General features: G+C 70.7%; 13 protein-coding genes. 8 read left to right on the top strand and 5 right to left on the bottom strand.

The genetic code is table 11. From position 1 onward, the window contains the following. Nucleotides 1–16: 16 nt before the first annotated feature. Nucleotides 17–1,336 carry an SWIM zinc finger family protein gene (locus tag ACWEGE_RS06680; RefSeq protein WP_449659440.1) on the bottom strand — a complete coding sequence of 440 codons (1,320 nt, stop codon included), beginning with the start codon at nucleotides 1,334–1,336 and terminating at the stop codon, nucleotides 17–19. A 92-nt stretch (nucleotides 1,337–1,428) separates the two neighbouring features. Between ACWEGE_RS06680 and ACWEGE_RS06675 the strand changes: the two genes are divergently transcribed. Together ACWEGE_RS06675 and ACWEGE_RS06670 are read left to right on the top strand one after the other, a co-directional pair. Then, nucleotides 1,429–1,938 (top strand): PadR family transcriptional regulator, encoded by a 510-nt coding sequence (locus tag ACWEGE_RS06675; protein WP_449659439.1) that lies wholly within the window; start codon nucleotides 1,429–1,431, stop codon nucleotides 1,936–1,938. After that, the gene (locus tag ACWEGE_RS06670) at nucleotides 1,938–2,525 is read left to right on the top strand and encodes a GyrI-like domain-containing protein (protein WP_449659438.1); all 588 of its coding nucleotides are present in this window, start codon (nucleotides 1,938–1,940) and stop codon (nucleotides 2,523–2,525) included. Before ACWEGE_RS06675 ends, ACWEGE_RS06670 begins: the two co-directional genes overlap by 1 nt. Before the next feature lie 36 nt (nucleotides 2,526–2,561). Here the strand turns inward: ACWEGE_RS06670 and ACWEGE_RS06665 are convergent, their stop codons facing one another. Next, nucleotides 2,562–4,628, bottom strand: a complete 2,067-nt coding sequence (locus tag ACWEGE_RS06665) for an AMP-binding protein (RefSeq protein WP_449659437.1) — start codon at nucleotides 4,626–4,628, stop codon at nucleotides 2,562–2,564. Between the two features lie 340 nt (nucleotides 4,629–4,968). Then, the gene (locus ACWEGE_RS06660) at nucleotides 4,969–5,907 is read right to left on the bottom strand and encodes a helix-turn-helix transcriptional regulator (protein ID WP_449659436.1); all 939 of its coding nucleotides are present in this window, start codon (nucleotides 5,905–5,907) and stop codon (nucleotides 4,969–4,971) included. Between the two features lie 256 nt (nucleotides 5,908–6,163). Between ACWEGE_RS06660 and ACWEGE_RS06655 the strand changes: the two genes are divergently transcribed. Further along, nucleotides 6,164–7,576: a hypothetical protein gene (locus tag ACWEGE_RS06655; RefSeq protein ID WP_449659435.1), complete on the top strand. Its 1,413-nt coding sequence runs from the start codon at nucleotides 6,164–6,166 to the stop codon at nucleotides 7,574–7,576. Between the two features lie 43 nt (nucleotides 7,577–7,619). On the opposite strand, the gene ACWEGE_RS06650 is transcribed toward ACWEGE_RS06655, so the two are convergent. Then, nucleotides 7,620–8,237: a toll/interleukin-1 receptor domain-containing protein gene (locus ACWEGE_RS06650; protein WP_449659434.1), complete on the bottom strand. Its 618-nt coding sequence runs from the start codon at nucleotides 8,235–8,237 to the stop codon at nucleotides 7,620–7,622. Between the two features lie 121 nt (nucleotides 8,238–8,358). On the opposite strand from ACWEGE_RS06650, the gene ACWEGE_RS06645 reads away from it, so the two are divergent. Beyond that, nucleotides 8,359–8,751 (top strand): VOC family protein, encoded by a 393-nt coding sequence (locus ACWEGE_RS06645; RefSeq protein ID WP_449659433.1) that lies wholly within the window; start codon nucleotides 8,359–8,361, stop codon nucleotides 8,749–8,751. On the opposite strand, the gene ACWEGE_RS06640 is transcribed toward ACWEGE_RS06645, so the two are convergent. After that, nucleotides 8,705–9,145, bottom strand: coding sequence for a hypothetical protein (locus ACWEGE_RS06640; RefSeq protein ID WP_449659432.1), 441 nt, complete (start codon nucleotides 9,143–9,145; stop codon nucleotides 8,705–8,707). The genes ACWEGE_RS06645 and ACWEGE_RS06640 overlap by 47 nt on opposite strands. A gap of 87 nt (nucleotides 9,146–9,232) precedes the next feature. Here ACWEGE_RS06640 and ACWEGE_RS06635 point away from each other — a divergent pair, with 87 nt between their 5' ends. The 4 genes from ACWEGE_RS06635 to ACWEGE_RS06620 are packed head-to-tail and all read left to right on the top strand — an operon-like array spanning nucleotide 9,233 to nucleotide 12,423. Continuing rightward, a complete protein-coding gene (locus ACWEGE_RS06635) occupies nucleotides 9,233–10,081 on the top strand; it encodes a helix-turn-helix domain-containing protein (RefSeq protein ID WP_449659431.1) in 849 nt (282 codons plus the stop codon). Continuing rightward, nucleotides 10,074–10,262 carry a DUF397 domain-containing protein gene (locus ACWEGE_RS06630; RefSeq protein WP_449659430.1) on the top strand — a complete coding sequence of 63 codons (189 nt, stop codon included), beginning with the start codon at nucleotides 10,074–10,076 and terminating at the stop codon, nucleotides 10,260–10,262. The genes ACWEGE_RS06635 and ACWEGE_RS06630 overlap by 8 nt, the downstream gene beginning before the upstream one ends. A gap of 49 nt (nucleotides 10,263–10,311) precedes the next feature. Beyond that, complete coding sequence (locus ACWEGE_RS06625) at nucleotides 10,312–11,061, top strand: 3-hydroxybutyrate dehydrogenase (RefSeq protein WP_449659429.1); 750 nt, start codon at nucleotides 10,312–10,314, stop codon at nucleotides 11,059–11,061. A gap of 36 nt (nucleotides 11,062–11,097) precedes the next feature. After that, on the top strand, nucleotides 11,098–12,423 hold the full coding sequence (locus ACWEGE_RS06620; RefSeq protein WP_449659428.1) for an MFS transporter: 1,326 nt from the start codon (nucleotides 11,098–11,100) through the stop codon (nucleotides 12,421–12,423). The last annotated feature ends 1 nt before the right edge of the window (nucleotide 12,424 follow it).

Raw genomic sequence — 12,424 nt, 5'->3', positions numbered from 1 at the left:
AAACGAGGTTCGAGGTTCACAGCCGCACCGCCCGGCCTTCGTGCCAGCACGTCAGCGGCCGCAACCCCGCCGGGCTCCACTCGCCCGCCACCGTCAGCGGGCGGCCCGCGGACAACGCCAGCAACGACCACGGGAACGCGTACGGCACCAGCGGCAGCGCCGTTCCGTCCTTTTCGGACAGACACCAGCCACCGGTGTGCTCCGCCGGGGTGACGCCGGACAGCAGCACCGGCCAGCGCTCCAGCCACGGGTCCGCCGCCATGGCTCGCGCGTGCGCCGCCAAGGCCTCGGTGATCGAGCCGCCCTCGGCCGTCGCTGCCGCGACCGGGATCTCCCGCTCCGCCACCAAGGCCCGCAGCGGCGCGGCGCCCGGGTAGAACGCCAGCTCCGCCGGGAGCCGGTGGCCCGGTGGCAACGACGAATCCAAGGGACGGCCCGGCGGGGCGAACGACAGCACCAGCGCGTCCCGGCCCGTGCCGAGACCGCGCAACCACGTGCGCCGGGTGAGCAGGCGGTCGTTCTCCTCGTCCGCCGCGCCCGTGATCAGCCAATCGTCCGCGACGCGCTCGCCGCTCTCCAGGACGCGGGCCGTCTCGACCGAGAAACCGAGGCGCGTGCGGACCGTCTCCGCCAGCGCGGGTGGCAGCGAGTCCACGCGGCCGGCCGCGTCGGCCAGCAGGTACAGCTGGGAGAGCTCGGCCAGCAGCGCCTCCGGCCAGTCGCGGCGGCCGACGAGCCCCGCCGCGCGGCGCAGGCCGCCCGCGAGGCCCGACGCCTGGGCGTCGACCATGCGCGCCGCGACCGTGCGCAGCTCTTCGCCGCCGGTGCGCTCGAAGCCTGCGAACCCGGCGCCGATCCGGTCGGTGAGCCAGACCTTCAGCTCCGCGACGCCGCCTTCGACGCGGGCCGCCCGATCGGAAGCCCGCCGGGCGGCCGCTTCCTCGTCCTTCGGCCCGGTCGCCTCGGCGCGTTTTTCCGCCCGGCGGGCGCGATCGGCTCGTTCCGCCAGCCACGTGTGCACCCACTCGGGTGGTTCCGCGGCGTCGACGCGCCCCGCCGCCCAGAGCAGCAGCAGGCCGAGCGCGTGCTTGCACGGGAACTTGCGGCTGGGACAGGAACACCGGAACGCGGGCTCGGCGAGCTCGACGCACGTCTGGTACGGCTTCTTGCCGCTGCCCTGGCAGAAGCCCCACACGGCGTCTTCGGACGCACCCGCGCCCGACCACCTCGCCGGCGTGGCGAGCGCCCGGCCCGCCTTCTCCGACGCGGGATCCGGCGCCAGCCCGGCCACGCGTTCCGCGGTCCACGGCACCGCCGTCACCACCTGTCCCCCCACTGTTCTCCCTCGCTTCTCCGGTACGAGGTGAAGCATGCCAGTCACCACCGACAATTTCCGGAGGCCGAGTATTCTAGTGCTAGAGTAGGGCCGTGCTCACCGACGCGGAACTGACGGTGCTCGGCCTGGTCGCCGAGCGGCCGAGGCACGGCTACGAACTCGACGAAGTCGTCTCGGAGCGCGGCATGCGCGACTGGACGGCGCTCGGCTTCAGCTCGATCTACTACGTCCTGGGCAAACTCCGCGACAAAGGCTTGGTCGCCGAGGTCGAGGGAGAGCGCGCACACGCCAAGGCCAAAAAGACGTTCACGGCCACCGAAGCCGGCCGCAAGGCCTGCGCGGCAGCCGCCGAGGCCGCCGTCGCCGAGCTGCGGCCGGTGCACCCGCCGGTGCTCGTCGGCCTCGCGAACAGCCCGGCCGTCCCGCCCGCACGGCTCGCGGCCGCGCTCGCCCGGCGCGCGGAAGCGGTCGAGGAGCGGCTCGCCGACGTGCGTCGAGCGGCAACCGCCCAGGAGCACGCCCCGCCGTTCGTCCGGGCGATCTTCGACTACTCCATCGCACAACTCGAGGCGGAAGCCCGGTGGCTGGAAGGACTGACCTGATGCCGTACGACCTCAAAAAGGACCTCAAGCAGCTCTACGCGCCCAAGAACACCGACTGGGCCCTGGTGGACGTCCCCGAGCAGCGGTTCCTCGCGATCGACGGCCGCGGCAACCCGAACACCGCGGAGAGCTACCGGAAGGCCGTCGAAGCGCTGTACGCCTTGGCCTACACGATCAAAATGACGGCGAAGCAGCGCGGCGAGGACTTCGTCGTGGGTCCGCTGGAGGGCCTGTGGTGGGCCGAGGACTACGCCGCGTTCACCGTGCGCGCCAAGGATTCCTGGCAGTGGACGATGCTCATCGCGCAGCCGCCGTGGATCGGTGAGGAGGCCGTCGAGGAAGCCCGGGTAAAGAAAAAGCTCGACGCGCCGGTCCGGCTGGAGAAGCTGCACGAAGGCCGCTGCGCGCAGGTGCTCCACGCCGGCTCGTACGACGACGAAGGGCCGCTGCTGGCCCGCCTGCACGACGAATACCTTGCCGGGCAAGGCCTGAAGCCGACCGGCCTGCACCACGAGGTCTACCTCGGCGACCCGCGGCGCGTCGAACCCGCGAAGCTGAGGACGGTGTTGCGGCAGCCGGTCGGCTGAACCCGCCGCGCGCTGTTGTCCGGTCGCTTGGAGTGGTCAGTACTCGCTGGTGGCCGGCCAGGTGTCGTCGTGCAGCAGCCGCTTGAGGATCTTGCCGGTCGCGTTGCGGGGCAGGTCCGGCACGAAGTACACGTCCCGCGGCACCGCGAACCGCGCCAGACGGTGGTGTATGTACTGCCGGATGTCCTCCGCGTGCAGCGACGCGCCCCGGCGCGGGACGACGTACGCCGCCAGGCGCTGGCCCCACTCCGCGTCGGCCACGCCGACCACCGCCGCGTCGTGCACGCCCGGGAGCGCCACCAGGGCCTCCTCCACCGGGCGCGGGAACACGTTCTCGCCGCCCGAGACGATCATTTCGTCGGCCCGGCCGGTGACGAACAGGCGGCCCGCCGCGTCGAGGTAGCCGACGTCGCCGCTGGCCATCATGTCCGCCGCGCGGGCCGGGTCGGTCCCGCTCGTGTAGCCCTCGAACAGCATGTCGTTGCCGACGAAGATCTGGCCTTCGCCGCCCGGCGGCACCGGCTTGCGGTCCTCGTCCAGGATCGCCAGCCGCGTGCCGAGCGGGCAGCGGCCGGCCGTCGTCGGCGCCGCGCGCAGGTCGGCCGGGTCGGCGATGCTCGCCCAGGACACCTCGGTCGAGCCGTAGAAGTTGTAGAGGACGTCGCCGAAGGTGTCCATGAACTGCGTGACGAACGGCCCGGACATCGCCGAGCCGCTGCTGGCCACGATCCGCAGCGAAGACAGGTCGTAGCGCGCGCGGACCCGCTCCGGCAGGTCCAGGATCCGCTGCAGCATGATCGGCACGGCGAACAGCGCGTCGCACTTCTGCTCGGCGATCGTCCGCAACGTCTCTTCGGCGTCGAACTTGCGGATCAGCGCGAGCGACGCCCGCAGCGCCATCCCGATCTGCATCGCCGCGAGGCCCCAGGTGTGGAACAGCGGCGCCGCCACCAGCAGCCGGTCCCCGGAGCGCAGCGGGATCCGGTCGAGGATCGCCGCGGCCGTGCCCAGCCCCTTCGGCGTCGGCCGGCGGGCGCCCTTCGGCGTCCCGGTGGTGCCGGAGGTGAGCACGATCAGCCGGCCCGGCCGTTCGACCGGCTTCGGGCGGTCGGCGGGCGCGGCGTGGATCAGCTCGTCGACGGTCGGGTAGCCGGCGTCGGCGTCCGGCCAGGTGCTGATCCGGGCGAAGTCGCCCGGCACGTTCGCGATGGTCTGCGCGAACTCGTCGTCGGCCAGCACGGCCGAGGGCTGGTGCTCGGTGAGCACGTCCTTCACCGAGGCGGCGGACAGGCCGGTGTTCAGCAGGATGACGTCGGCGCCGAGCTTGCTGGCCGCGACGAACGACTCGATCATCGCGGAGTGGTTGCGGCACATCAGCGCGATCCGGTCGCGCTCGACGACGCCGAGTTCGCTCAGCGCGTTGGCGAGCCGGTCGCTGCGCTCCTGGACCTGGCGGAAGGTGCGGACGCTGCGCTCGTCGTGCAGGGCGAGCTCGTCCGGGACGCGGGCCGCCGCGGCCTGGTAGCCGCCCGCGACCGTGGCCCCCCACTGCGCGAGGGAGTTCAGCTGGCGCGCGAGCTTGTCCGGCCGCCCGGCGCTGAGCACCCCGGCGCGCAGCAGGATGCTCGTGGTGCGCAGCTTGGTGGCCTTGTTGGTCTCGCCGTCGGCTTCGGGGTCGTGCTCCCCGGCCAGGTGCAGGTCGAGGCGACGGCCGAGGGCGCGGACGTCCTTCTTGATCGACGACACGAGATCCAGGTACGACGGCGGCAGCATCATCCGCACGAACAGCTCGGTCCTGCCGCCGGCCAGCGGTCTCAGCTCCAGCGAGACCCAGGTGCCCTCGTCGGGGACGCCGCACCACACGACGTGCTCGCCCGGCCGGTAGACGACGGCCTGCATCTGCGTCTCGAGCATCGGTCCCCGCGCGGGGACGATCCGGACCACGCCCTTCGGGCCGCGGCCGCGCCCGGCCGGCTCCTGGATCTCGCACCAGCTGATCTCCGGCACGAACCGCGAATACCACTCCGGCGATCCGACGATCTGCCACACCACATCGGGGGAGTGCCCCACAACCGCACTCGCCTCGACCACATCGTCACGCATTGTCTGCCCTCACCGAAGTGTCACCGAACGCACGTTCAGGTCACGGAGGCGTCACAGTAGCAGCAAACGGGTGATCAGGCATACTCCGAACGGCCAGATACCGGCGGGTAACGGACACTCGCAGTAGGCCCTCCGCGTGTCCATTGTAGACCGATTAACGGCGTTCACCAAGCGTGCGGGCGATGGGGCGGCTCGACGTGATCGACAGGAAGGGTCCGAAGGGCGAGCGGGGTTCGGCGGCGAGGGCGGCGAGCGGCACCGAACATAAAGGACATCAGTGACATAGCGGGCGGCGGCCTTCGGGGCTGGGCCGGCCCAGGGTCATTACGCAAAGTCACTGTCACGAGCCGTAGCGGGCGACCAGCTCCGCGCCCAGCCGGGCCAGTTCGGCCCGCACCGAGGCCGGGCCCTCCACCTCGACCAGCGCACCCCAGCCCGCCAGCTCCTGCGCGATCATCACCGGCGCCGGCGCGGCGACCCGGGCGCGCACCCGCTCCCCGGGCAGCTCCTCGACCAGCTCGCAGTGCCGCCCGAACCGCCCCTGGAGCACGCCGAAGTGCCGCCGGTCGAGCACGACGTCCGCACTGAGCAGCGAACGGCGTTTCTCCACCTCTTCGACGACCTCCTGCCACACCGCGGCCAGCTCGAGGTCGGAAGGACGGTCCGCGGGCTCGTCGGTGGTGGTGGCCGCGACGATCCGGTCCACGCGGAAGGTGCGGCGGCCCTTCGCGGTGCCCGCGACCAGGTACCAGACGTCGTCCTTGTCGACCAGGCCCCACGGGTCCACGAGCCGCTCGGACCGCTCCCGCCCGGCGTAGGTCAGCCGGACCCGGTGCCGCGCGATGACGGCGTCCCGCAGCAGCGAGACCATCGGCGGCTGTTCCTTCGGGCGCTCGCCCCAGCCCGCCTGGTCGACGACGACCGCGTCCGCCGCCGCCTCGGCGTCCGCCCGGAACGTGCCCGGCAGCGCGCCCATCAGCTTCCGCAGCGCCGACTTCACCTCCGGTGCGCCCGCCGCGGCCGGACCGGCCAGCAGGAACAGCGCCTGCGCCTCGCGCGCGCTCAGCCCGGAGAGGTCGGTGCGCGCCCCGCCGACGAGCTGCCAGCCGCCGCCGCGGCCCGGCTGCGGGTAGACGGGCACACCGGCGGCCGAGAGCGCTTCGAGGTCGCGGCGGGCGGTCGCGACGGAGATCTCCAGCTCCGCCGCCAGCTCGGCGGCCGTCACCCGCCCGCGCGTCTGCATCAGCAGGAGGGTGGCCACAAGGCGGTCGGCGCGCATGGACGCAGTGTCGCACCCGGCGGGTGGGCGACGTTTTTCCGGCGGAACTGACAATTAGTTGTCAGTACTTGGTCAAGAACGGAAAGCGGCAGGCGGCCGATCTAGGCTCGGCCGCCCGTGTGTTCGCCTGTCACGGGGTATTCGCGCGAACCAAAAGGAACCTCCCGTGGCAGACAACTCATTTCCGAAGCAAACTGTTCACAACGAAGACGGCGGCACGGTTTTTGCCAACCAAGGTGGTGACCAGACCATATACATGGAGACGGTCAAAGACCACCTCCAGAACGGTCTGATGGCGCTCAAGGGCCGCATGTACGCCAAGGCGGTCGGCGAGTTCGAGGAATTCCTCAGCGATGCCCGGAAAGTGGGCGCCCAGAAGATGCCGGAGGCGCAGCGGGACCTCGCCACCGGGCACTTCTGCGCGGCGCTGGCCATGCTGGACGGCCGTCCACCCAATGACCGCTCGCCCGAGCAGATCGACCGCGTCGAGGCCCACATCGAGCAGGCCATCGGCTACGGCGACGTCGTGGTGACCCACCAGGCCAACGTGTTGTGGGCCCTGGTGAAGGACGACTACTACACGGCGATCGGCATGCCGCCCCCGCCGCCCGCGGCCGCCGACCTGGCCGCGAGCATCGGGCAGCTGCAGCCCACGCAGCTGGAACCGCTGATCACGCACGTGAAACGCGCCCAGGGCCGGACTTTCAAGGCACTGCAGGCCCGCGCCGGCGAGCTCGGCATGGTCGCCACGGCGGAACCCGAGCAGGCACCCGTGGTCCGCGACTTCGACCCGGCTCGCGGGGAGGCGGTCAAGCGCTACTTCATCCGCACGCCGCGCCACCGCAGCCCGGCACCCGGCGCGATCGCGCTGGGCGTGACCGCGCTCTGCGTGGTCTTCGCCGCGGCGGCGCACAACGCCGGCAGCCTGGTGCTGCTGGTGATCGCCTACTTCGCCGGGAAGTGGGGCTGGCAGAAGGTGAAGCAGTACCAGACCTACCGCAAGCGGTACGCGGAGGCGGAACCGAAGCCGGGCGACGCGCAGATGGACGCCTGGCTGCAGCAGGACATCACCGCGCTGGCGGCCAAGGCGAGCCGTCAGGTCCGGCTGGTCGCGACCACCAAGCACGAAGGCGGCGACCTCGTCTACCCGATCCAGACCGTGGTCGGCGTGCCCTCGCCCTCGGGGCCCATGGCGGAGTCCCTGCGCGTCCGGCGCGGCGACGACCACCGGTGGCGCGCGAACCACTACGACGTGCTGATCATGTTCCTCACCAACGACCTGATCAGCCTCTACCGGTGCGCCCTCGACTTCCACACCGGCGAGCCCGTCTACGAGCAGCTCACCGAGTGGCACTACCGCGACATCGTGGGCGTCTCCACCGACCGGATCCCCATGCCCCCGTCGATCACCGCGCTGTTCCGGAAGGTCGACGAGCTGTTCGAGCACGACGTGGACGGCGGCGCAGCCAACGGCGGCGAGTACGAGAAGTACGCCGACATCCCGTACGCCCAGGAGTTCACCATCTCGATCGTGAACGGCCAGCGGGTCAACCTGAACACCGGCTTCGGCGAGACCCTCGGTGCGGACAACGAAATCGCCTGGCTGAACAACGAACGCGCGCTCACCATCATCAAGAAGATGGTCCGGGCGCGGCACACCTCCGCCTAGCGGAGGGCGGCCTGCCGGTGGTGTGCGCCGCCGGCAGGCCGTTTCACATCGAGATGTTCTGGTCGCCGCCCTGGTTGACGATCGTGAGGCCCCCGCCGCGCGAGACGACCTTCTGCCGGAGCGGGGCCGGGCCCGTCGAACGCGGCGGCAGGTGCGGCTGACGCGCGCCCAGCGCCGGCTTGACGTGCGGCGGCTGGGCGGTCAGCACCCGGAGCAGCGATTCGCAGCCGGCGACGGTGAAGTCGTCGACGAGGTAGTGATCGGCGGTCTGCGGCTGCAGGAACTGCGGGATCTCCTCCGGCGTGTGCCCCGGCAGGACGACCGGCAGGATCTTCCGCGTCCACGCCGGCCGGTCGCTGTGCAGTTTTTCCCGCAGCAACGCGGCCTCGGACTGCATGCCGCGGTTGCTTTCGGCCGAGGCGTAGCCGTCTCCGACGACGCGATACCGCGCCGACGCGACGACAATGACGTGGTCGGCGTTTTCGATGCCGTCGATGGCCCACGTGTACCAGTCTTGGCGATGCGCCAGGTGCCACCGGTCCAGGGTGACGTCAATGCTGTTTTCCACGAGGAACTCACTGAACGCGAGCACTTGATCTTTGTGCTCCGGTGAATCGTGCGTGTACGACACGAAGACCCGCACCGGGTCGCTTCTCGGCATCTACGGACAATAGCATTTCCGGCGCAAAAGAATGGCCTCCCGAGCCGGGCTCGCAAAGTGCTCACTTGGTGAGCACTTTGACCCCGCATGATGGCGCCACACCGCTTGAGAGGAGCAGGACATGCTGCGAGGGATGGCCACCGTCACCTACTACGCCGAGGACCACGAAGCCGCGAAGGCCTGGTACGCGGAGTTCCTGGGGGTCGAGCCGTACTTCAACGTCCCCGGGTACTCGGAGTTCCGGATCGGCGACTACCAGCACGAACTCGGCATCATCGACCGCCGGTACGCCCCCTTCACCCACACCGAGCCGGGCGGCGAGGTCGTCCGCTGGCACGTCGACGACCTCGAAGCGACGTTCGCCCGCCTGCTGGAGCTGGGTGCGAAGGAGTACGAGCCGATCATCGAACGCGGGCCGGGGTTCGTGACGGCGTCGGTCGTCGACCCGTTCGGCAACGTCCTCGGGATCATGACGAACGTGCACTACCTTGCGGTGCTGGCGGAACGCTCATGAGCCGGTACGCCTCTTTGACGCACCTCTCGCACCGCTCGTGCCGCGCGGTCCGGCCCGCGGGATCGGTGGCGTAGAAGGGGAAGCAGCCCGCGCCGCAGCTCGCGAAGTAGATCAGCCCGAGCCGCACCTCGCCCCGGCCGACGTAGTGCGACAGCCGCCGGCGCGGGTCCGGCCCGCATTCGGGGATCCAGCCGTCGGCGGGCAGGCGGGCGGCGGCGATCTCGTCGAGGACGTTCGCGCGGCTGATCAGGTCCGCGCCGAGGCAGCTCAGGCGCTCGCCGAGGTCGCGCAGGCCGTCCGCGCGCAGGGGCGGGCCGGTGAGCCAGGCGAGGTCGCCGGGAAGGGTTTCGGCGAGGTCGCGGAGACGGGTCTGGAGTGCGTGGTCCGGGTCCATGACCAGCAGCGAAGCCGACGCGGATCCGCGACACCAGCCGGCGGGCGGGGAGGCGGGAATGTCGGACCCCGGTGACACAATGCGGTCATGGCGACACCCTTCGCGACACCCCGGGCGAGAGCGCTCGGGTTCGGCCTGCGCAGCTGCCGGGAGGCCCGGAACCTCGGCGTGCGGCAGCTGGCCAGGAAGATCGGCGTGCATGCGCAGGAGCTGTCCAATTGGGAGTACGGGAAGCGGATTCCCAAGGTGGAGCAGGTGGCGCTGCTCATGGGGGTGCTGGTGGTCGAGCCGGGGGAGCGGGCGAGGCTGCTGGAGCTCGCCCGCACCGCCCGCGAGCTGAGCTGGCTCGAGAAAGAGATGCCCGGCCCGAAAGGCTTCACGTACGTCCAGTACGAGCGGGAGGCGAGCGAGATGTTCGGCTGGGAACCGGCGCTGGTTCCGGGACTCTTCCAGACGCCCGCCTACACCCGCGTGGTGCTGGCCGGGCTCGGGGTGCCGGGTGAGCACATCGAACGGCAGACCTTGGCGAGGCAGGTCCGCCGGGACTTGCTCACCGGGCCGAGGCCGACTCCCTACCAGGTGGTTGTCGGCGAAGCGGCCTTGCGCCCGGGGTTCATCGAGCCTGCGGTCATGGCCGACCAGCTTCGGCTCGTGCTCGATCTGGTGCGGCGGCGCAACATTTCCGTGCGGGTGCTCCGCGGTGGTTCGAGCTGCCATCCGGGGCTCTGCGGACCGTTCGCCATCCTCGACTTCGAGCAGCTGCCGCCCATCGTGTACGTCGAGCAATTTCAGGCGAGCGGTTACCTCTACGATGAGGATCAGGTCGCCGGTTACCGGGCGGCCGCCAAGACTCTGGCGGCGCTTGCCCTGAGCGAGCAGGACAGCTGTGCGTTCATCCGGGAGGTGATCGCCGAACTCGGAGGCTCGGATGGGTGAGTGGCGGACTTCCCGCTATTCAGGCAAGGAAAACTGCGTGGAAGTGGCGCTTGGACCTGCGGCAAAAATCCGCGACACCAAGGACCGGTCCGGCGGCACCCTCGAAATCTCCACCCGATCGTGGGAAGCCTTACTCTCCGCACTGTGTGCCCCGGCCACACTGGATCTTCCCCAGGTGTAGCTCCGCCGCACATAGCTAGCGACCGGGGTCACGCTTACCGTTCCCGTCCATGACCAGCGATCTGGACGGGCGCACCGCCCTCGTCACCGGCGGTGCCGGCGGTATCGGCCTCGCCTGCGTCCGCGCCCTCGCCGCGGCCGGGGCGAAGGTGCACGTCGTCGACATCGACGAACGCCGCACCGAAGCCGCCGCCGCCGAAGTCGGGGGCTGGGCGCACGTCGCCGACCTCAGCGACCCCTCCTCGATCGGTGGGCTGCCCGCCGAGGTCGACGTCCTGGTCAACAACGCCGGGATCCAGCACGTCGCACCCATCGAGGACTTCCCGCCGGACGTCTTCGCCCGGATCCAGACCCTGATGGTCACCGCTCCTTTCCTGCTCATCCGGCACACCCTCCCGGCCATGTACGCCCGGGGATGGGGGCGGATCGTCAACATGTCGAGCGTCCACGGGTTGCGCGCGTCCGCCTTCAAAGCCGCGTACGTCGCCGCCAAGCACGGGCTCGAAGGCCTCTCGAAGGTCGCCGCGCTCGAAGGGGCTGAACACGGGGTCACCAGCAACTGCGTGAACCCCGGGTACGTCCGCACGCCACTCGTCGACGGGCAGATCGACGCCCAGGCCGCCGAGCACGACATCCCGCGTGAGGACGTCGTCGCCGAGGTGCTCCTCAAGCGGGCCGCGATCAAGAAGCTCATCGAACCCGAAGACGTCGCTTCCCTGGTGGTGTGGCTGTGCTCGCCGCACGCCGCCCACATCACCGGGGCCTCGGTTCCCCTCGACGGCGGTTGGACCGCCGCGTAACCACCCGCCAAACCCCACAAGGAAGTGGAGCCCGCAGTGAGCCAACCCCACCGGTCGGCGATCGCCAAGATCGTCGGCGCGAGCCTGATCGGCACCACCATCGAGTGGTACGACTTCTTCCTCTACACCTCGGCCGCCGCCCTCGTCTTCAACAAGCTGTTCTTCCCGACGGCGAACCCGCTCACCGGCACGCTGCTGGCGTTCCTGACCTACGCCGTCGGGTTCCTCGCCCGCCCGGTCGGCGGCCTCGTCTTCGGCCACTTCGGCGACCGGCTGGGCCGGAAGAAGCTGCTGATCGTCAGCCTCGTGCTGATGGGCGGCTCGACCTGCCTGATGGGCGTCCTGCCGACGTACGCCACCGCCGGCGTCGCCGCGCCTCTCCTGCTCACGCTGCTGCGGCTCGTCCAGGGCTTCGCGCTCGGCGGGGAGTGGGGCGGGGCCGTGCTGATCGTCTCCGAACACGGTGACGACCGGCGCCGCGGCTTCTGGGCGAGCTGGCCGCAGTGCGGCGCGCCCGGCGGCAACCTCCTCGCCACCGCCGTCCTGGCGATCCTCTCCGCCACCCAGTCCGACGCGACCTTCCTGTCCTGGGGCTGGCGCGTTCCGTTCCTGCTCTCGGGTGTGCTGCTGCTGATCGGGCTGTGGATCCGGCTGGCCGTCGCCGAGTCGCCGGTGTTCCTGGCCGCGCAGCGCCAGGCCGAGGCGCGGGCCGAGAAGCACGTCCCGGTCGTCGACGTCTTCCGCAAGAGCTGGCGGCAGGTGCTGATCACGATCGGCGCGCGGATGGCCGAGAACGTCTCGTACTACGTGATCACCGCGTTCATCCTGGTGTACGTCACGACCGGGCTGCACCTGCCGAAGGGCGTCGGCCTGACCGCGGTGCTCATCGGCTCGGCCGTGCACTTCGTGACGATCCCGATGTGGGGCGCGCTGTCGGACCGCGTCGGGCGGCGTCCGGTCTACCTGTTCGGCGCGATCGGGATGGCGGTGTGGGGCTTCGCGTTCTTCGCACTGCTGGACACGAAGTCGTCGGCGGTGATCGTGCTGGCCGCGACCGTCGGGCTGGTGCTGCACGGCGCGATGTACGGCCCGCAGGCCGCGTTCTTCGCCGAGCAGTTCCCGACCCGGGTCCGCTACACCGGCCTTTCGGTCGGCGGGCAGCTGTCGTCGATCGCCGCCGGGGCCGTCGCGCCGCTGATCGCCGTGGCGCTGTTCTCGGCCTGGGGCAGCACCGTGCCGGTGTCGCTGTACGTCGCGGCGATGTGCCTCATCACGGTGATCGCGCTGCTCGCGGCCCGCGAAACCCGCGGCGAATCGTTGCACGACGACGTTTCGGCGGAAAAGACGGCCGTTTCGCCCTAGC

Source organism: Amycolatopsis sp. NPDC004747, from assembly GCF_053601335.1.
Note: the sequence above shows the minus strand (reverse complement) of the source record. Positions and strands in the feature narration are given on the sequence as shown.